The organism is Pseudomonas sp. MYb13 (assembly GCF_002980075.1).
Lineage (GTDB): Bacteria > Pseudomonadota > Gammaproteobacteria > Pseudomonadales > Pseudomonadaceae > Aquipseudomonas > Aquipseudomonas lurida.
In genome coordinates this window covers 383665-404161 of sequence record NZ_PCQI01000003.1, presented here as the reverse complement: position 1 = coordinate 404161, position 20497 = coordinate 383665, and the positions used below count along the sequence as shown (strand labels likewise).

At 61.9% G+C, this 20497-nt stretch carries 15 protein-coding genes; 12 read left to right on the top strand and 3 right to left on the bottom strand.

What is annotated here, in order from left to right:
* The first annotated feature begins 103 nt into the window (after positions 1-103).
* The 8 genes from CQ002_RS08755 (at position 104) to CQ002_RS08720 (ending at position 10730) form a co-directional block, all read left to right on the top strand.
* Positions 104-1468 (top strand): APC family permease, encoded by a 1365-nt coding sequence (locus CQ002_RS08755; protein WP_105162155.1) that lies wholly within the window; start codon positions 104-106, stop codon positions 1466-1468.
* A 9-nt stretch (positions 1469-1477) separates the two neighbouring features.
* A complete protein-coding gene (locus tag CQ002_RS08750; RefSeq protein WP_105162156.1) occupies positions 1478-2581 on the top strand; it encodes a P1 family peptidase in 1104 nt (367 codons plus the stop codon).
* A gap of 365 nt (positions 2582-2946) precedes the next feature.
* A complete protein-coding gene (locus CQ002_RS08745) occupies positions 2947-4380 on the top strand; it encodes a serralysin family metalloprotease (RefSeq protein ID WP_034105390.1) in 1434 nt (477 codons plus the stop codon).
* Positions 4381-4429: 49 nt separating this feature from the next.
* Complete coding sequence (locus CQ002_RS08740; protein ID WP_105162157.1) at positions 4430-4798, top strand: protease inhibitor Inh/omp19 family protein; 369 nt, start codon at positions 4430-4432, stop codon at positions 4796-4798.
* Positions 4799-4901: 103 nt separating this feature from the next.
* On the top strand, positions 4902-6653 hold the full coding sequence (locus CQ002_RS08735; RefSeq protein WP_105162158.1) for a type I secretion system permease/ATPase: 1752 nt from the start codon (positions 4902-4904) through the stop codon (positions 6651-6653).
* Positions 6650-7951, top strand: coding sequence for an HlyD family type I secretion periplasmic adaptor subunit (locus tag CQ002_RS08730; RefSeq protein WP_069023846.1), 1302 nt, complete (start codon positions 6650-6652; stop codon positions 7949-7951). The genes CQ002_RS08735 and CQ002_RS08730 overlap by 4 nt, the downstream gene beginning before the upstream one ends.
* A 2-nt stretch (positions 7952-7953) precedes the next feature.
* Positions 7954-9282 carry a TolC family outer membrane protein gene (locus tag CQ002_RS08725; RefSeq protein WP_034105382.1) on the top strand — a complete coding sequence of 443 codons (1329 nt, stop codon included), beginning with the start codon at positions 7954-7956 and terminating at the stop codon, positions 9280-9282.
* A 38-nt stretch (positions 9283-9320) separates the two neighbouring features.
* Positions 9321-10730, top strand: coding sequence for a lipase (locus tag CQ002_RS08720; protein ID WP_105162159.1), 1410 nt, complete (start codon positions 9321-9323; stop codon positions 10728-10730).
* A gap of 126 nt (positions 10731-10856) precedes the next feature.
* Here the strand turns inward: CQ002_RS08720 and CQ002_RS08715 are convergent, their stop codons facing one another.
* Positions 10857-11081: a YgdI/YgdR family lipoprotein gene (locus CQ002_RS08715; protein WP_034105378.1), complete on the bottom strand. Its 225-nt coding sequence runs from the start codon at positions 11079-11081 to the stop codon at positions 10857-10859.
* Positions 11082-11267: 186 nt separating this feature from the next.
* On the opposite strand from CQ002_RS08715, the gene CQ002_RS08710 reads away from it, so the two are divergent.
* The 3 genes from CQ002_RS08710 (at position 11268) to CQ002_RS08700 (ending at position 16179) form a co-directional block, all read left to right on the top strand.
* The gene (locus tag CQ002_RS08710; RefSeq protein WP_105162160.1) at positions 11268-12914 is read left to right on the top strand and encodes a VRR-NUC domain-containing protein; all 1647 of its coding nucleotides are present in this window, start codon (positions 11268-11270) and stop codon (positions 12912-12914) included.
* Positions 12911-15166, top strand: coding sequence for an ATP-dependent DNA helicase (locus tag CQ002_RS08705; protein WP_034105374.1), 2256 nt, complete (start codon positions 12911-12913; stop codon positions 15164-15166). Before CQ002_RS08710 ends, CQ002_RS08705 begins: the two co-directional genes overlap by 4 nt.
* Before the next feature lie 80 nt (positions 15167-15246).
* Positions 15247-16179 carry an alpha/beta fold hydrolase gene (locus tag CQ002_RS08700; protein WP_105162161.1) on the top strand — a complete coding sequence of 311 codons (933 nt, stop codon included), beginning with the start codon at positions 15247-15249 and terminating at the stop codon, positions 16177-16179.
* Here the strand turns inward: CQ002_RS08700 and CQ002_RS08695 are convergent.
* The gene (locus CQ002_RS08695; protein WP_105162162.1) at positions 16142-17608 is read right to left on the bottom strand and encodes a HAMP domain-containing sensor histidine kinase; all 1467 of its coding nucleotides are present in this window, start codon (positions 17606-17608) and stop codon (positions 16142-16144) included. The genes CQ002_RS08700 and CQ002_RS08695 overlap by 38 nt on opposite strands.
* Entirely contained in the window at positions 17605-18315 is a 711-nt protein-coding gene (locus tag CQ002_RS08690) for a response regulator transcription factor (protein WP_034105368.1), read from the bottom strand. The genes CQ002_RS08695 and CQ002_RS08690 overlap by 4 nt, the downstream gene beginning before the upstream one ends.
* Positions 18316-18601: 286 nt before the next feature.
* Here CQ002_RS08690 and CQ002_RS08685 point away from each other — a divergent pair, with 286 nt between their 5' ends.
* Positions 18602-20344 (top strand): cytochrome c biogenesis protein DipZ, encoded by a 1743-nt coding sequence (locus CQ002_RS08685; RefSeq protein WP_105162163.1) that lies wholly within the window; start codon positions 18602-18604, stop codon positions 20342-20344.
* The last annotated feature ends 153 nt before the right edge of the window (positions 20345-20497 follow it).

The following is a 20497-nucleotide window of genomic DNA, read 5'->3' as shown; positions in this document are numbered from 1 at the left end:
ACCCAATGTTTATCTTCGCCATCATTCAGCGGGAAACATATCCCGTGCCTCTCAGACTTTTCGTTTCTGCCTCACACCAAGAACAACGACAGAGGATAACGATATGAGCACTTCCCCTGCGCCCAACGGCGTGCTGAAACCCACCTTGAGCGTCTTCGAAGTGGTAGCTATTACCGTGTCGGCGGTGACACCGGCCAGTTCCGTGTTCGTGATCGCACCGTTTGCCATCCAGCAGGCCGGCAGCGGCGTGTTCCTGGCGTTTGTAATGGCCGGTTTGCTCGCGCTGATGTTTGCCTTTTGCTACGCCGAACTGGGGCGTGCCCACAACAGCGCCGGCGGAGAGTACGTGTATGCCAAGCGTGTGTTCGGTGGCATGGCGGGCTATGCGACGTTCCTGACGGTGCTGGTCATGTTGCTGTTTATCCCGCCGGTACTGGCCACGGGCGCGGCGACCTACCTCAATAACGCCCTCGGCACGAAGTTCGACGCCCAGACCGTCGCACTGGTGATCGTGGTGTGCAGTTACGCGCTGGGCATCCTCAATATCAAACTCAACGCCTGGATCACCGGCACCTGCCTGCTGCTGGAAGTGGCGGCATTGCTGGTGATCGTGGTGATCGGCTTCGGCAACCCGGTGCAGCCGGCCAGCGTGCTGTTCCAGCCGCAAATCGTCGAAAACGGCGTGCTGCACCTGGCACCCTGGGCACTGGTGATCGGCGCGGTGGGGGTCGGCCTGTTTTCCTACAACGGCTATGGCCCGGCGGTGTTGCTGGCCGAAGACATGAAATGCGGCGGCAAGGGCGTGCACAAGGCAGTGCTGTGGTCCCTGGGCCTGGTGGTGATCATCGAACTGGTGCCGATTACCGCGCTGTTGATCGGCGCGCCCTCCCTGAGTGCGATGATCAGCAGCCCGGACCCTATCGGTTACCTGTTGAGCAGCCACGGCAATGAAACGTTGTCGCGGCTGGTCAGCGCCGGGATCTTCCTGTCGGTGTTCAACGCGATTGTGGCCATCGTGATCCAGATCGGCCGCGTGGTATTCAGCAGTGGGCGCGATGCGCTGTGGACACCGAGCATCAACCAGCTGTTCACCCGCATTCATCCGCGCTGGGATTCGCCGTGGTTGGCTACGCTGTTCCTGGCGATTCCTTCGGCGCTGCTGAGTTTCAGTTCCAACCTGGCCGACCTCACCTCGTTCAGCGTGCTGCTGATCATGCTGGTGTACCTGGTGGTGGCCTTGAGCGCGTTGATGAGCCGAGTGTTGCTGCGTGATCGCGAGCATCCCTATCGCATGCCGTTGTGGCCACTGCCGGCATTGCTCGCGGTACTGGGCGCCGGCTATCTGTTGGTCACCCTGGTGGCCGCCGCCTCGGTGCGGGACATCATGGTCATCATCGGCCTGCTGGCCCTGTCGGTGATTCTGTATTGCATCAGTGGCCGGTCGAGTCCGGTCTTCCAGAAATTGTAAGGAGTGGTTATGCGCGCACGTCAATTGGGCATCACATTGGGGCTGGGCACACCCGGTGAATGGAACGCCATCACCGATGTGCCCGGCGTTCGGGTCGGTCACAGTACGCTCAAGACGCACCATGAGGGCAAGCACGTGCGCACCGGTGTCAGTGTGATCCAGCCACGTGCCGGGGAAGCCCGCCAGCAACCGTGCTTTGCCGGGTACCACGTGCTCAATGGCAACGGGGACGCCACCGGTCTTGAATGGATCAACGAGGCGGGGTTGCTGACCACGCCGCTGGCCATCACCAACACCCACAGCATCGGCGTGGTGCGCGACAGCCTGATCGCGCTGGAGCGCGAGCGTCTGGCAGACCCCGCCGTGTACTGGTGCATGCCGGTGGTGATGGAAACCTATGACGGCCTGCTCAATGATATCTGGGGCCAGCATGTCGGCCCGGAGCATGTGCGCGAAGCCGTGGGCAACGCCGAAACCGGCCCGGTGCAGGAAGGCGCTGTGGGCGGTGGTACTGGCATGATCTGCCATGAGTTCAAGGGCGGCATTGGCACGGCCTCGCGGCGCTTGCCAGCGGAGCAGGGCAGCTGGACCGTCGGCGTGCTGGTGCAGGCCAACCACGGCAAGCGCCAGGAACTGCGGGTGGATGGCTACCCGGTGGGGCGCCACTTGATGGAGATCCCGTCGCCGTTTGCCGAGCAAGGCACGCCGGGCATGGGCTCGATCGTGGTGATCCTCGCCACCGACGCGCCGCTGTTGCCACACCAATGCCAGCGGCTGGCGCAACGCGCATCGATCGGCATCGCCCGTACCGGCGGCGGTACCGAGGACTCCAGCGGTGATCTGTTCCTGGCCTTTGCCACCGGCAACCAGGATTTGCCGCCCGCCGACTACGGGCGCAAGCATCTACCCTTCAGCACTGCATTGCAGATGGTCAACAACGACCACATCTCGCCGCTGTTCAGTGCCGCGGCGGAGGCGGTGGAAGAGGCAATCATCAATGCGATCCTGGCGGGGGAGGACATGCTCACCGATCAAGGCGTCCTGGTGCCCGGCCTCACGGGTGACACGTTATTGTCGGCATTAAGCAAGGCGGGCTGGCATGTGTCCCGGTAATAGGGGCCAGCCGAACTTATTAATATAAGTAATGGCTGTTTAATGTTGCCAATGACACCCTGTCAATATAATGGATCCAATAACTAACGGCGCCGAACACATGCACAAACGTTAGGACTATTTAATATTTAAATAACGGGGCGGTTTTTTTGTCGGACAAACGCGGCGCTGCCCAACAAACATTGATTGATACTTCCTTGAGTTGAGTGTCCGGGGAGTTTTAGTGCAGGAAAAGATGTAGACGAAAGATTTCAAGTTGTGTCAGTTTTCTTACGCCTTCAAAAGAGGCGAGTGATAGGACGATCTCGCCCGCGGGGTTCCTATCGATCAAAGACTGATGCACTTGCAAACAAGGAAGTACGTTTATGTCAAAAGTAAAAGACAAGGCTATCGTGTCGGCGGCGCAAGCCAGCACCGCTTACTCGCAAATCGATAGCTTCAGCCATCTGTATGACCGTGGCGGCAACCTCACGATCAATGGCAAACCCTCCTATACAGTTGACCAGGCGGCCACACAGCTGCTGCGCGACGGCGCCGCGTACCGGGACTTTGACGGTAACGGCAAGATCGACCTGACCTACACCTTCCTGACTTCGGCCTCCTCGAGCACCATGAACAAACATGGCATCGCGGGCTTCAGCCAGTTCAACGCACAGCAAAAAGCACAGGCCGTACTGGCCATGCAATCCTGGGCGGACGTGGCCAACGTCACCTTCACCGAGAAAGCCAGCGGCGGTGACGGCCACATGACGTTCGGCAACTACAGCAGCGGCCAGGACGGCGCGGCAGCGTTCGCCTACCTGCCCGGCACCGGCGCAGGCTACGACGGCACCTCGTGGTACCTGACCAACAACAGCTACACGCCGAACAAGACCCCGGACCTGAACAACTACGGCCGGCAGACCCTGACCCACGAAATCGGCCATACCCTGGGCCTGGCTCACCCTGGCGACTACAACGCCGGGAATGGCAACCCGACCTACAACGACGCGACCTATGGACAGGACACGCGCGGCTACAGCCTGATGAGCTACTGGAGCGAGAGCAACACCAACCAGAACTTCAGTAAAGGCGGAGTCGAGGCCTACGCGTCCGGCCCGCTGATCGACGATATTGCGGCGATCCAGAAGCTCTACGGTGCCAACTACAACACCCGCGCCGGCGACACCACCTACGGGTTCAACTCCAACACCGGGCGTGATTTCCTCAGCGCCACGTCCAATGCCGACAAGCTGGTGTTCTCGGTATGGGACGGTGGTGGCAACGACACCCTGGACTTCTCCGGCTTCACCCAGAACCAGAAGATCAACCTCAATGAAGCGTCGTTCTCCGACGTGGGCGGCCTAGTGGGCAACGTGTCCATCGCCAAGGGCGTGACCATCGAGAACGCCTTCGGCGGCGCGGGCAATGACTTGATCATTGGTAACAACGCGGCCAACGTCATCAAGGGCGGGGCCGGCAACGACCTCATCTACGGCGGCGGCGGAGCAGACCAACTGTGGGGCGGCGCGGGCAGTGACACCTTTGTGTTCGGTGCCAGTTCCGACTCCAAGCCTGGGGCGGCGGACAAGATCTTTGACTTTACCTCGGGTTCGGACAAGATCGACCTGTCGGGCATTACCAAAGGCGCAGGCCTGACTTTCGTCAATGCCTTCACCGGGCATGCCGGCGATGCTGTACTGACCTATGCCGCAGGTACCAACCTGGGCACCCTGGCAGTGGACTTCTCCGGTCACGGCGTGGCGGATTTCCTCGTCACCACCGTCGGCCAGGCTGCAGTCAGCGACATCGTGGCGTAATGCACGGGCGCGGCGCTTCGGCGCCGCGCTTTAAGGCTGGAGCGTGAAGATGCAACGTTTTTTCAATCGGGTCACTTGCATATTGCAGGTGATGTTCGTGTCGGCAGGAGCCCACGCAATGGCGAGCAGTCTTGTATTACCCACCACCGCCCAGTTGGCCGGGCATTGGCAGTTGCACCAGCAGGACCAGATGTGCGCCCTGGACCTGCTGGAGCAGGCCAATGCCTTGGGCGGTGATGTGGCGTGTGTCGCGCAATGGCTGGGGGACAAGCCCCTGACCTGGACGCCAACGCCGGATGGTATATGGCTGATGAATGCCGAGGGCAGCGGGATTACCCACCTCAATCGGCAGAAAGAAGGCGAATATAAAGGTCGCACACCGACCGGCCTTGAAGTGGTATTGCAACGCACACCTTAGTTGCCGTTATAAGCTAATAACTTGATGTCATTAGTTGACCACCCTGTTGTGAGGGGCTGGGTCGACTATTGCGCGCAATTTGCTTCAGGGAAGATCAGAAACCATGGCGAAGTCCCATGCCGTCGCGCCGTTATTCAAGGCGCTGGGTGAATACAAGCGTATTTTGATCAGTGTGGGCTGTTTCACCGCATTGATTAACCTGCTAATGCTGGTGCCGTCGATTTACATGCTGCAAGTGTATGACCGTGTGCTGTCCTCCCAGAACGAAACCACCCTGGTGATGTTGACGTTGATGGTCGTGGGCTTCTTTGCATTTATTGGCCTGTTGGAGGTCATCCGTAGTTTTATCGTGATCCGTATTGGCAGCCAATTGGAGCAACGCTTCAACTTGCGCGTGTACAAGGCGGCGTTCGAACGCAACCTGCAGCGTGGTCAGGGGCATGCCGGGCAGTCCCTCGGCGATTTGACCCATATCCGCCAGTTCATCACCGGACCTGCGCTGTTCGCATTTTTCGATGCGCCTTGGTTTCCCATCTACCTGTTTGTGATTTTCCTGTTCAACGTGTGGCTGGGCGTATTGGCCACGGCCGGTGCCGTGCTGCTGATCGGCCTGGCATGCCTGAATGAGTACCTGACCAAAAAGCCGCTGGGCGAAGCCAGCGGTTACTCCCAGCAATCCACGCAATTGGCCACCAGCCACTTGCACAACGCCGAGACCATCCAGGCCATGGGCATGCTCGGCGCGCTGCGCAGCCGCTGGTTTGCCGTGCATTCGCAGTTCCTTGGCCTGCAGAACAAGGCCAGCGATACCGGCTCGGTGATGACTTCCCTGAGCAAATCCCTGCGCCTGTGCCTGCAATCGCTGGTGCTTGGCCTAGGCGCCTTGCTGGTGATCCGAGGCGATATGACTGCCGGGATGATGATCGCCGGCTCTATCCTCATGGGCCGGGTGCTCAGCCCCATCGACCAGTTGATTGCAGTGTGGAAGCAATGGAGTTCGGCCAAGCTGGCCTATCAACGCCTGGATGACTTGCTGCGCGAGTTTCCCCCGGAGGTCGAGCAGATGAAACTGCCGGCGCCCAAGGGCCAGGTCAGTTTCGAACAGGTCAGTGCCGGCCCACCCGGACGGCGCGTGGCGACCTTGCACCAGGTCAGTTTCAACCTGGGCGCGGGTGAAGTGCTTGGCGTTCTTGGGGCGTCGGGCTCCGGCAAATCGACCCTGGCCCGTGTGCTGGTGGGAGTATGGCCAACGCTGGCCGGCACCGTGCGCCTGGATGGCGCAGACATTCACCGCTGGGACCGCGACGACCTTGGCCCGCACATCGGTTATTTGCCCCAGGACATCGAGCTGTTCAGTGGCAGCATTGCCGACAACATCGCGCGCTTTCGCGCGGCCGACCCCGAGCAGGTTGTGCGTGCCGCGCAGCAGGCCGGCGTGCATGAACTGATCCTGCGCCTGCCCCAGGGCTACGACACGGTGCTGGGAGACAACGGTGGCGGCCTGTCCGGTGGCCAGAAACAACGGGTGGCATTGGCACGGGCCCTGTACGGCGGGCCGCGCCTGATCGTGCTGGATGAGCCCAACTCCAACCTCGACACCGTCGGCGAGGCCGCCCTGGCCAGCGCCATTGTGCAGATGAAAGCCCAGGGCAGCAGTGTGGTGCTGGTGACCCATCGGTCGTCGGCGCTGGCCCAGGCCGACAAGTTGCTGGTGCTCAGCGAGGGGCATCTGCAGGCGTTCGGGCCCAGCCAGGAAGTGCTGCGGGCATTGTCCGGCCAGCAGGAAGCGCCGAAGGAGAAACCCGGCGTGAGTTTCAGTCGTCAGTACCCGGCCGCAAGGAACCCAGGCGCATGAGCAGCATCACTTTTGAACAACGCGACGCCACCTTTTTCGCACGCATGGGCTGGCTGCTGACGCTGGTCGGTGCCGGCGGATTTTTCCTCTGGGCCAGCCTGGCGCCATTGGACCAGGGCATTCCGGTCCAGGGCACGGTGGTGGTGTCCGGCAAGCGCAAGGCGGTGCAAACGCTCAGCCCCGGTGTGGTCACCCGGATCCTGGTGAAGGAGGGCGAACGGGTGAAGCAAGGCCAGCCGCTGTTTCGGCTCGACCAGACCCAGCACCAGGCCGACGTGCAGTCCCTGCAAGCCCAGTACCGCATGGCCTGGGCCAGCGTGGCGCGCTGGCAGAGCGAGCGCGACAACCACGCCAGCATCCGCTTTCCCGCTGAGTTGAGTGCCAACCCCGACCCGGCCCTGGCGCTGGTGCTGGAAGGCCAGCGCCAGTTGTTCAGCAGCCGTCGCGAAGCCTTTGCCCGCGAGCAGGCCGGTATCCGCGCCAACATCGACGGCGCCACGGCGCAACTGGGTGGCATGCGCCGCGCCCGCAGTGACCTGACCGCCCAGGCGCAATCCCTGCGCGACCAACTGAGCAACTTGCAACCCTTGGCCGACAACGGCTACATCCCGCGCAACCGCTTGATGGAATACCAGCGGCAATTGTCGCAGGTGCAACAGGACCTGGCGCAGAACAGCGGTGAAAGTGGCCGCGTGGAGCAGGGCATCCTCGAATCGCGCCTGAAATTGCAGCAGCACAGCGAGGAATACCAAAAGGAAGTGCGCAGCCAGCTGGCCGACGCGCAATTGCGCAGCCTGACCCTGGAACAGCAACTCACTTCGGCCGGGTTTGACCTGCAACACAGCGAAATCAACGCGCCGGCGGATGGCATCGCGGTCAATCTCGGCGTGCACACCGAGGGCGCCGTGGTGCGTGCCGGTGAAACCCTGCTGGAAATCGTGCCCCAGGACACGCGCCTGGAGGTGGAAGGGCACTTGCCGGTGCACTTGGTAGACAAAGTCGGCACGCACCTGCCGGTCGATATCCTCTTCACCGCTTTCAACCAAAGCCGCACCCCCCGAGTGCCGGGGGAAGTCAGCCTGATTTCCGCCGACCAGATGCTCGATGAAAAGACCGGTGCGCCCTATTACGTGCTGCGCACCACTGTCAGCGACGCGGCACTGGAAAAACTCCATGGGCTGGTGATCAAACCAGGCATGCCCGCCGAGATGTTCGTGCGCACCGGCGAGCGCTCGCTGCTCAACTACCTGTTCAAGCCGCTGCTCGACCGCGCCGGCTCCGCGCTGACCGAGGAATAGACATGAAGTACGTGTTTATCGCCTTGTTGTTGACCGGCACCACGGCCCAGGCCGCGATGGGCCCGTTCGATGTCTACGAGCAGGCCTTGCGTAACGATCCGGTATTCCTCGGTGCAATCAAGGAGCGCGACGCCGGCCTGGAAAACCGTGCCATCGGCCGCGCCGGCCTGCTGCCCAAGCTGTCCTACAACTACAACAAGGGCCGCAACAACTCCCAGGCCACGTTGCCGGACGGGCGCGGTGGCAATTATCACGACGACCGCAACTACAACAGCTACGGCTCCACCTTCAGCCTGCAACAGCCGCTGTTCGACTACGAGGCCTATGCCAACTACCGCAAGGGCGTGGCCCAGGCGCTATTTGCCGATGAAAGCTTTCGCGACAAGAGCCAGGCGCTGCTGGTGCGCGTGCTGACCTACTACACCCAGGCGCTGTTTGCCCAGGACCAGATCGATATCGCCCGTGCCAAGAAGCGGGCTTTCGAGCAGCAGTTCCAGCAAAACCGCCACCTGTTCCAGCAGGGCGAGGGCACTCGTACGGACATCCTGGAAGCCGAGTCACGTTACGAGCTGGCCACTGCTGAAGAGATCCATGCGTTGGACGAGCAGGACGCGTCCTTGCGCGAACTCGGCGCGTTGATTGGCGTGCAGAGCGTCAACATCGATGACCTGGCGCCGCTGAACCAAGGCTTTGCCGCGTTCACCCTGACCCCAGCCAGCTATGACACCTGGCATGAACTGGCGATCAGCAACAACCCCACGCTGGCGTCCCAACGCCAGGCCCTGGAAGTGGCGCGTTATGAGGTGGAGCGCAACCGCGCCGGGCATTTGCCCAAGGTCACGGCGTATGCCAGCTCGCGCCAGCAGGAGTCCGACAGCGGCAACACCTACAACCAGCGCTATGACACCAACACCATTGGCGTCGAAGTCAGCCTGCCGCTGTACGCCGGTGGCGGTATCTCGGCGTCGACTCGCCAGGCCAGCCGCGCCATGGAGCAGGCCGAGTACGAGCTTGAGGGCAAGACCCGCGAAACCCTGATCGAACTGCGTCGGCAGTTCAGCGCCTGTCTGTCCGGGGTGAGCAAGTTGAGGGCGTATCAGAAGGCGCTGGTGTCGGCCGAGGCACTGGTGGTGTCGACCAAGCAAAGCATCCTCGGCGGCGAGCGGGTCAACCTCGATGCACTGAACGCCGAGCAGCAGCTCTACAGCACCCGGCGCGACCTGGCCCAGGCGCGGTACGACTACCTGATGGCCTGGACCAAGTTGCACTACTACGCCGGCAACCTGCGGGATACCGATTTGGCCAAGGTGGATGAGGCGTTTGGGCGTTGACGTTGGTTTTTGAAAACAACAATAAGAGAGGCAATACCATGGGTGTTTTTGACTACAAGAACCTCGGCACCGAGGGCTCCAAAGCGTTGTTCGCCGATGCAATGGCGATCACGCTGTATACCTACCACAACCTGGATAACGGGTTTGCCGTGGGTTACCAGCACCATGGCCTGGGCGTCGGCTTACCGGCCACGCTGGTCGGCGCGCTGCTGGGCAGCACGGATTCCCAGGGAGTGATCCCGGGCATTCCCTGGAACCCGGATTCGGAAAAAGCCGCGTTGGACGCGGTGCAAAAGGCCGGTTGGACGCCGATCAGCGCGAGTGCCCTGGGCTACGGTGGCAAGGTCGATGCACGGGGTACGTTCTTCGGCGAGAAGGCGGGCTACACCACGGCCCAGGTCGAGGTGCTGGGCAAGTACGATGACGCCGGCAAGCTGCTGGAAATCGGCATCGGCTTTCGCGGCACCTCCGGGCCTCGGGAAAACCTGATCAGCGACTCCATCGGTGATGTGGTCAGCGATCTGCTCGCGGCGCTGGGGCCCAAGGACTACGCGAAGAACTACACCGGCGAAGCCTTTGGCGGCTTGCTCAAGAGTATCGCCGACTACGCCAGCGCCCACGGCTTGAGCGGCAAGGATGTGGTGGTCAGCGGGCACAGCCTGGGCGGCTTGGCCGTCAACAGCATGGCGGACTTGAGCGCTAACAAGTGGGGCGGCTTCTACACGGACGCCAACTATGTAGCCTACGCATCGCCGACCCAAAGTGCCGGCGACAAGGTGCTCAATGTCGGCTACGAGAACGACCCGGTGTTCCGTGCGCTGGATGGCTCGTCGTTCAACCTGTCGTCCTTGGGTGTGCATGACAAACCCCATGAATCGACCACCGACAACATCGTCAGCTTCAACGACCACTACGCCTCGACGTTGTGGAATGTGCTGCCGTTTTCCATCGTCAACCTGCCGACGTGGATATCGCACCTGCCCACCGGCTATGGCGATGGCATGACGCGCATTCTCGAGTCCGGGTTCTACGAGCAGATGACCCGTGACGCCACGGTGATCGTCGCCAACCTCTCCGACCCGGCGCGGGCCAACACGTGGGTGCAGGACCTCAACCGCAACGCCGAGCCGCACAAGGGCAATACCTTCATCATAGGCAGTGACGGCAATGACTTGATCCAAGGAGGTAAGGGCGCTGACTTTATCGAGGGTGGCAAGGGTAACGACACGATCCGCGATAACAGTGGGCATAACACCTTTTTGTTCGGCGGGCATTTTGGCCAGGACCGGGTGATTGGGTATCAGCCAACGGATAAGCTGGTGTTCAAAGGGGTGGAGGGGGACGTGGATTACCGTGAGCACGGTGGGGATACGATAATCAGTGTTGGTGGGGACTCGGTGACGCTGGTAGGGGTGAGCGGCGGGTTGGGAGAGGTGCTGATCGGCTAGGGCTGGGTTGCGCTTAACCCTGTGGGAGCGGGCTTGCCCGCGATGGCGGAGTATCATGCAGCGCTGTGTATGTGACACACCGCCATCGCAGGCAAGCCAGCTCCCACATTTGATTGGCGGTGTTGCTTAGTCTTCCTTGCGTACGGTGGCGACGTCGTCGGCCTTGACCCGTACACGCTTGCCGGCGATGTCGGTGAATTCATAGAAACCGTCGGCGGTCTTGGTTTTTGGGGTGTCCTTGGTCAAATATTGTGTGCCGTTTTGCAGTGTCACTACGGTTTGCGTCGTGCAACCGGCCACTACCAGAAAAGTGAGTACAACCAGTGGCAGACCCAAATTCTTCATGTTCATAACCCTTACCTTAACCTTGAAAAGTCCCACGCCAGACGCCGTGGGCGACAAATGTTACGCCATCGACTTCCCCATCTGATCACTTTTATGCAAAAAGTTGCAGGCGCCATTTATCTGTTACCGATTGCAACCTGGCATTTGCGACGGCACTCTGTATGCATAACCAGTATTTGATCGCTGCGCGCCATGGCCAATCCCCTCGAAGAACCGCTCTATTACCTGCATAACTTCCGCCAGGTCCTGCAATGGCTGGGGCAACGCTATGCGGATCTGCTCGACGCGGACGAACAGCATTTCATTCAGCAATTTGACAGGTTGCCGCAAGCGTCCCAGGCGCTATTGGTGCGCATGGTGATGCGCAAGGGCGTGCATTTTCGCGCGGGCAAGCTCAATTACGGCGAGATAGGTTGCACCCACGCGGCGGTCGGGCCATTGCTTGCACTGGGATGGGTTGACGACGAATGCCTGCTGGCTTTTGAAGAACTGTTCGCCTTGCTGCAAAAAGGCGAAATCCTCGCTGCGTTCAAGCCTTGGATCGACCAGCCCAAAGGCAAGAAAGCCGACTGGCTGGAAGGGTTGTCGGCGCACTTTACCGACAGCCGCTGCTTTGCCAACTGGTGCCCCGACCTTGCCGACACGTTGTACAGCCTCACGGTGATGGCGCTGTGTGATCGCCTGCGCCTGATGTTCTTTGGCAACCTGCATCAGGACTGGTCCGAGTTCGTCCTGGCTGACCTGGGCATCTACACCTATGAAAAAGTCGAGTTCTGCGCCGAATCCCGTGGCCTGCGCAGCCGTGACGACGTGCATGGGTTTCTGTTCCTGCACCAGTGCCAGCAGGCCTTTGAAGCCGGTGATGCGCTGGAGGAAGTACTGGCACAGGTCGCAACGTTGGAAACGGATAACCCCTGGTTGGAAAAACGCCGCGCCAAGCTGTTATTCCAGGTGGGTCAATATTGCGAGCGCACGGCCCAATTGGCACTGGCGCAACGCATTTATCGCACCTGCGCCTATCCCGGTGCTCGCTCGCGGTTGATCCGTGTGCTGGAGCGCCAGGAGGACTACGTACACGCCATGGCCCTGGCGAACATCGCCCAGCAGGCCCCGGAGAGCGCCGCCGAACAGCAGCACTTGCTGCGTGTGGTGCCACGCCTGCGACGCAAACTCGGGGAGCCGGCATTGCCCAAGGTCAAGCCACGGCCCGTCACGCGCCTGGACCTGGCTCTCGCGTTACCGGAGCCGTCGATGTCGGTGGAGTATTGCGTGCAGGCACATCTGAGCGAGCCCGATGGGCCGGTGCACTACGTTGAGAACGGCTTGATCAACTCGTTGTTCGGCCTGCTGTGCTGGGACGTGATCTTTGCGCCGCTGCCAGGTTCGTTTTTCCACCCGTTCCAGCGCGGGCCTGCGGATTTGCACAGCGAAGACTTCCACCTGCGCCGCGCACCGCTGTTCGCCGCGTGCTTCGAGCAACTGCAGGACGAGCGCTACAAGACCACCATTCGCCAACGCTATGCCGAAAAGTGGGGCATCCAGTCGCCCTTCGTGTTCTGGCACCTGCTCAGCGAAGAGCTGCTGGAACAGGCCCTGGCCTGCCTGCCCGCTGAACACCTGCGCTACTGGTTCGAGCGGCTGCTGCTGGACATCCGCGCCAACCGTGCCGGCATGCCGGACCTGATCCAGTTCTGGCCCGCGCAAAAGACGTACCGCATGATCGAGGTCAAGGGCCCCGGCGACCGGCTTCAGGACAACCAGTTGCGCTGGCTGGAGTTCTGCGGCGAATACCAGATGCCGGTGACGGTCTGCTATGTGCGCTGGGCAGCGTCCGCTTGAGCTACAGCGTTGCCGTGCGTGCACTGTGTGAGTTCACGGCCAAGGTCGGTGACCTGGACCTGCGCTTCACGCCGTCGCCCAGCGCCCAGGAAGGCATTGTCGGCCACCGCACCGTCGCCTCGCGGCGCAGCCAGCACTACCAGAATGAAGTGGCACTCGAAGGTGAGTACCAGCAACTCAAAGTGCGGGGCAGGGCAGACGGCTACGACCCGGACGCCAACCGCCTGGAAGAAGTGAAAACCTATCGCGGCGACCTTGATGCGCAGCCCACCAACCACCGGCAATTGCATTGGGCCCAGGTCAAAGTCTATGGCTGGTTGATGTGCCAGAAGCTTGGCCTGCCTGAGATCGACCTGGCGCTGGTGTACTTCGATATCGTCGGCGAAGGCGAAACGGTGCTCAACCAACGCTTTCAAGCCACCGAGCTGGAACCGTTCTTCAACCAGCAATGCGCACTGTTCCTCGGTTGGGCCCAGCAGGAAATGGCGCACCGTGAAGCGCGCAACAGCGCCGCGCAGAGCCTGGTGTTCCCCCATGTCGGTTTCCGTGCCGGCCAGCGTTCCCTCGCCGAATCGGTGTACAAGGCCGTCAGTACTGGCCGCTGCTTGATGGCCCAGGCACCGACGGGCATCGGCAAGACCATCGGCACGATTTTCCCTTTGCTCAAGGCCCTGGCGCCCCAGCAACTGGACAAGCTGTTTTTCCTCACCGCCAAGACGCCCGGCCGCAAGCTCGCCCTGGATGCCGCCCAAGTGCTGTATGCCAGCAGTCCCCACCTGCCTCTGCGCGTGCTGGAGCTGGTGGCGCGAGACAAAGCCTGCGAACACTTGGACAAAGCCTGTCACGGCGATTCCTGCCCCTTGGCCAAGGGCTTCTACGACCGGTTGCCCGCTGCGCGTATCGCCGCGTCCAAGGTGCGCCTGCTGGACCAGCGCAACCTGCGCGAGGTGGCGCTGGCCCATGACGTCTGCCCCTATTACCTGAGCCAGGAAATGGCGCGCTGGGCCGACCTGGTGGTCGCCGACTACAACTACTATTTCGACTTTGGCGCCATGCTGTTCGGCCTGGCACAGCTCAACCAGTGGCGCGCGGCCGTGCTGGTGGACGAGGCGCACAACCTGGTCGAGCGCGCCCGCTCCATGTACAGCGCCAGCCTGGACCAGTACCACCTCAAGACCCTGCGTGACACCGCGCCCGAGCCCTTGAAGAAACCCTTGCAGCGCCTCAACCGTGAGTGGAACGCGCTGCACAAGGACCAACTTGCGCCGTACCAGGCCTATGCCGTGCGACCGGAAAAACTGCTGCTGGCCCTGAGCATGTGTGCCAGCAGCATGGGCGAGTATTTCAATGACCATCCCGACGCGCTCAGTGGCGACCTGCAAACCTTCTATTTTGACGTGCTGCAATTTGCCAAGGTCGCCGAGCTGTTCAACGAACACTTCATTTTCGACATCAGCAAGCGCCAGCTCAGCGGCAAACGCAGCAGTTCTACCCTGTGCCTGCGCAACGTGGTGCCCGCTGAGTTTCTCCGCCCACGGTTGACCGCGGCCCGCAGCAGCGTGTTGTTCTCCGCGACCCTGAGCCCGCGGCATTACTACGCCGACTTGCTGGGCTTGCCGGCTGACACGGCGTGGGTCGATGTGGAGTCGCCGTTCAAGGCCGAGCAATTGCAGGTGCGTATCGTCGCTGAAATCTCCACGCGTTTTGTCCATCGCCACGCCTCGCTGGCACCCATCGTTGAGCTGATCGCCCGCCAGTACACGCAGCAGCCTGGCAATTACCTGGCATTTTTCTCAAGCTTTGATTACCTGCAGCAGGTGGCGCAACTGCTGGCCGAGCGGCATCCGCACATCACCCTGTGGCAGCAGTCGCGTGGCATGGCCGAGGCCGAGCGCCAGGCGTTCCTCGACCAATTCACCGAACACAGCCAGGGCATCGGTTTTGCCGTGCTCGGCGGCGCCTTCGGCGAAGGCATCGACCTGCCCGGCGCCCGCTTGATCGGCGCCTTCATCGCCACGCTCGGGTTGCCCCAACTCAACCCGGTCAACGAGCAGATGAAACTGCGCATGGGCGCTATCTTCGGCGCGGGCTATGACTACACCTACCTGTACCCCGGCCTGCAGAAAGTGGTGCAGGCCGCGGGCAGGGTGATCCGCAGCCAGCAGGACCGTGGCGTGGTGGTGTTGATCGACGACCGTTTCGGCGAGGCGCGGGTACGTCAGTTGTTGCCCCGCTGGTGGGCGGTTGCATGAGTTATTCCCGCCATCAATGATGCTGGTGGCTGTGTAAGCCATGCTGCACGCTGGGCAACACCTTCGAAAAGGTTATGCCCATGAGCGAGCAACTAATCCACGTCAACGGTATTGAGTTAAGCGTTCACATTGCCGGCCCCGAGCACGGCTCGCCGATTTGGCTGCTGCACGGTTTCCCGGAGTGCTGGCATTCCTGGCGCGAGCAGATTCCTGCCCTGGCGGCGGCGGGCTATCGGGTGTTTGCCCCGCAAATGCGCGGCTACGGCCAGTCAAGTTCGCCGGCCGAGGTCGCCGATTATGATCTGCTGAAGCTGTGTGGCGATATCCAGCAGGCCATGGACTATTTTGGCCATGCGCAAGTGGTGATGGTCGGCCATGACTGGGGGGCGGTCGTGGCCTGGCACCTGGCATTGCTCGAACCTGAGCGGGTTGCGCGCTTGATCACGATGTCAGTGCCTTTCGCCGGGCGTGCACGACGGCCGGTGATTGAAATCATGCGCGAGCTGTACGCCGATCGCTTCAACTACATCCTGTATTTCCAGGAACCAGGCGTCGCCGAGCAGGAATTGAACGCCGATATCGAGCGTACCTTGCGCCTGTTCATGCAGGATCAGGATGTGTTCCTGCAAAGGAAACCGGCGAACGCCACGTTGCTTGAAGGCGTTGCGGCCCCCGGTGCCTTGCCGCAATGGTGTTCCCAGGCGGACCTGGACGTCTACGTCAACACCTTCGTCGCGCATGGGTTTCGCGGCCCATTGAACTGGTACCGCAACTTCGAACGTAACTGGCAACGTACCGAAAGCCTGGCCGGCAAGCAGGTGCTGCAACCTACGCTGTTCCTGATCGGCGACCGTGACCCGGTCGGGGTGTTCGAGGCCCACACGCTCAAGCGCATGCCGGACTCAGTGCCTCACCTTGAGCAGCATGTGCTGCCCAACTGCGGGCACTGGATCCAGAACGAGCAGGGGCAGCGGGTCAACGCGCTGATGCTCGGGTTTCTAGGGAGAACATAAAGGTCGCCCCATGGCCTGGGCGGTCCACCAGGCCAATGCTGCGCCCGTGCAGTTGCAGGATGCGGTGCACGATGCGCAAGCCCAGGCCACCGTCGCGTCGCGCGCCACCGATGGTAAACGCCCTCAGGAACAAACCTTCGCGCAGTTCGGTGTCGATACCCGGGCCGCTGTCACTGACAGTGATGGCGACTGCGCAGGCTTGCGGCGACAGGATCACCTCGATTTCGCCATTCACCGGTGTATGGCGCAGGGCGTTATCCAGCAGGTTGGTCAGCACCCGTTCGATCAGGCCCAGGTCAGCGAATACCGTCGGTACCTGCGGCGGCAGGGTCGCGGTGAGCGTGATGGCCCGCGCTTCGGCGGTCAGTTCGAATTTCTGGAAGATGTCCTGCACCAGGTCCGGCAATGAAAAACCTTCGATCACCGGCTGTACGAAGCCATGCTCCAGACGCACCAACTCCAGCAGCGACTGGGCCAGGCCGCCGACCTTGCGGCTCTGGTCCAACGCAATGCCCAGATAGCGGCGACGCTCCTCAGGGCTCAGGCTCGCATCTTTGAGTGACAGGGTTTCCAGGTAGCCGTGCAGCGAGGCCAACGGCGTGCGCAGGTCATGGGAGATATTGGCGACCATCTCCCGCCGTTCCTGGTCCTGGTGGGTGATGGCGCGCCATTGTTCGCCGAGGCGGTTTTGCATCTTTACAAAGGCGTGGTCGAGTACGGCAATTTCGTCGCCGCTGTTGAATTCGCGTGCAGTCGGTTCGGCGGGTTCGGGGGCGCCGTTGATGTCAAACTGGCCCACTTTGTCGGTGAGCTGGCGCAATGGCCGGGTGATCCAGGCAAAGGCAATCAGCCCGGCCATCAAGCAGAGCAGGGCGACCAGGCCGATGGACCACAGTGCGATCTTCAGCGCCATGCCGGTGGCGTCCTTGGCGTCGTACACGTCATGGGCTTCGCCGAGCAGCACTACATACAGGAAACCGGCTTGCTGGCCGCCGACCTTGAGCGGCGCCGCGCTGAATACCTTGCGGCCATCGGCGCTGCGCGGGTCGTCCCCGAGAATCGGCAGCATGGCACCGCTGAGGAAGCGCCGAATGGGCGCCAGGTCCACGTGGTCACGCCGCATATGCCCGCTGGGCGCTGCGTTGCCGACCACGCGGCCATCAATGTCGAGCAGGTACACCTCGACGCTGGGGTTGACCAGCATCAGTTGGCTGAACAGATTGCGCACTGCGTCGGGCTTGAGGCCGTCGGCGTCCATGAGCTGGGTGTCGCGGGCAATATGGGCTGCCAGGTCGCGGGACAGGCCTTGCACCACCTCCAGCTCGTGCATGTGATTGGAGCGTACCTGCAGCCAGGCGGAGGTGCCGCTGCAGATCAGCAGCAACACGGCGAACACCACCGACAGGCGCTGGGTCAGGCTGAGCTTCATGGCGGGCTCTCGGCAAACTTGTAGCCACGGCCCCACACCGTGAGGATGCGTGCCGGATTGGCCGGGTCGGCCTCGACCTTGGCGCGCAGGCGGTTGATGTGAGTATTGACCGTGTGCTCGTAGCCTTCGTGACTGTAGCCCCACACCGCGTTGAGCAGGTCCATGCGCGAAAACACCTTGCCTGGCTGGCGAGCGAAGAAGTACAGCAGGTCGAATTCCCGTGGGGTGAGGTCCAGCCGTTGGCCTTGCAAGGTGACGTCGCGGGTCAGCGGGTTGATGAACAATTGGCCGAGATCGAGGCTGCCGGCGTCCATCTTCAGGTTGCGCGCCATGGCGTCTACGCGGCGCAACAGGGCCTTCACGCGGGCAACCAGCTCCGGCAGGGAGAACGGCTTGGCCAGGTAATCATCCGCACCCAGCTCCAGGCCGAGGATGCGGTGCAATTCGCTGGAGCGCGCGCTGGTGATGATGATCGGTGTGTAGCGCGTCATGGCGCGGGCACGACGGCAGATCTCAAGTCCGTCGACGCCGGGCAGCATCAGGTCAAGGACCAGCGCATCCCAACCGCCTTGCTCCAGCAGGCGCAGGCCTTCGTTACCGTCGGCACTGTGCACCACTTCGAACTGTTCATCACGCAGGTGCAGGCAGATCAGGTCGGCAATATGCGCATCGTCCTCGACCACCAGGACACGTTTGGGCTGTTCCATGCAGGGAAACCTTCGCTTGTCGTCCGCCTATTGTGCGGCTTTTGCAACCGTGTAGTTATCACGAATTGTTTAACTCTGCGTGAGGATTCCGCGACCGCCATACGCGCATGATCACCTCACTGCCAACAGTGAGCACTGCTCATCACGGGTGCCTTGCCTGCCATGAATGGGAGAGCCCCATGGACTCACGCCGACAAATCCTCCTGGCCAGCGGCCTGCCCAAGCAGCCCAACAGGGTCACCGAGGCTTAAGCCGATGTTTTTTCATTCGTATAAGGGAAGATCCCATGTGGCTGCTGGTTCTCGCGTATCTGGGCGGTGTGCTGACCATCGTCAGCCCGTGCATCCTGCCTGTTCTGCCTTTTGTCTTCGCTCGCACCGGGCAGCCGTTTTTGCGCAGTGGCTTGCCGCTGTTAGCGGGGATGGCGGTGACATTCGCCCTGGTGGCCTCGCTGGCGGCAGTGGGCGGCGGTTGGGTGGTGCAAGTCAATCAATACGGGCGCTGGCTCGCGTTGCTGTGCGTTGCCCTGTTCGGACTCACGCTATTGCTGCCGCAACTGTCGGAGCGCCTGACGCGCCCGCTGGTCGCCGCCGGCAGTCGCCTGTCGGCAGCCGCCGGGGCCGATGCCAGGCCGCGACCGGGGGCGTCGTTCCTGATCGGCGTGGCCACCGGGCTGCTGTGGGCACCCTGCGCCGGGCCGATCCTGGGGCTGGTGCTCACCGGCGCCGCGCTGCAGGGCGCCAGCATCGGTACTACCTTGCTGTTGCTGGCCTACGCCGCCGGTGCTGCCACCTCCCTCGCGCTGGCCTTGCTGGTCGGCGGTAAAGTCTTTGGCTTGATGAAGAAGTCCCTCGGCGCCGGCGAATGGCTGCGCCGTGGCTTGGGTGCGCTGATGCTGGCCGGTGTGGCCGCTATCGCGCTGGGCCTGGACACCGGCGTGCTGTCGCGGCTATCGACCGCATCCACCGGTGGCCTGGAACAGAGCCTGGTGGACAAGCTCAGTGCCAAGCCGGAACAAAAGGGCGGGGCGATGATGGCCGCCGCCAACCACAGCGACACGCTGCCGATCGAAGGCACGCTGCCACCGCTGGAGGGCGCGGTGCAATGGCTCAACAGCCCGCCACTCACTGCCGAAGCGCTCAAGGGCAAGGTAGTGCTGGTGGATTTCTGGACCTATTCCTGCATCAACTGCCTGCGCACCTTGCCGTACGTGAAAGCCTGGGCCGAGAAATACCGCGACCAGGGCCTGGTGGTGATTGGCGTGCATGCACCGGAATTCGCCTTTGAACGTGACTTCAGCAACGTCACCAAGGCCATGCAGGACCTGGGCATCACTTACCCGGTGGCGATCGACAACGCCTATAAGATCTGGCGCGCGTTCGACAACCAGTACTGGCCGGCCCACTACTTTGCCGACGCCAAGGGCCAGATTCGCTATCACCACTTTGGAGAAGGTGACTACGCCGAGTCCGAGCGTGTGATCCAGCAACTGCTGCGTGAAGCCGGTGCCAGGAATGTCGCGGGTGGCTTGATCCAAGCCGATGCCAAGGGCGTACAGCAGGCGCCGGACATGAACGAAGTGCAGTCGCCGGAAACCTACCTGGGCTACCAGCGCGCCGAGAACTTTATCAGCACGGGCACCCTGGCCACCAACCAGGTGGCGAACTACCCGGCCGCCGGCAACCTGGCCTTGAACCACTGGACCCTGGAAGGCCAATGGAACGTCGGTGGCCAGCAAGCCACCCTCGACCAGCCGGGTGGTCGCATCGTTTACCGTTTTCACGCCCGTGACCTGCACTTGGTGCTCGGCCCTGGCGCCGATGGCAAGCCGGTGCGGTTCAACGTCACGGTCGACGGCCAGGCCCCCGGTGATGCCCACGGCACCGACGTAGCACCGGATGGCAGCGGCACCGTCACCGAACAGCGCCTGTACCAACTGGTGCGACAGCCAGGGGCGGTGCAGGACCATACCTTCACTATCGAATTCCTCGACCCGAACGTGGCGGCCTACGCCTTCACCTTCGGCTGACCCACTCGAAACATGAAGTGAAGACCCAACCCTTGTGGGAGCGGGCTTGCCCGCGAAAGCGTTAGAAATGTGAATACGTCTGTGACGTTCAGACCGCTTTCGCGAGCAAGCCCGCGCCCACAATTTGGCCCCATTTATTCAGTTGCACTGGAG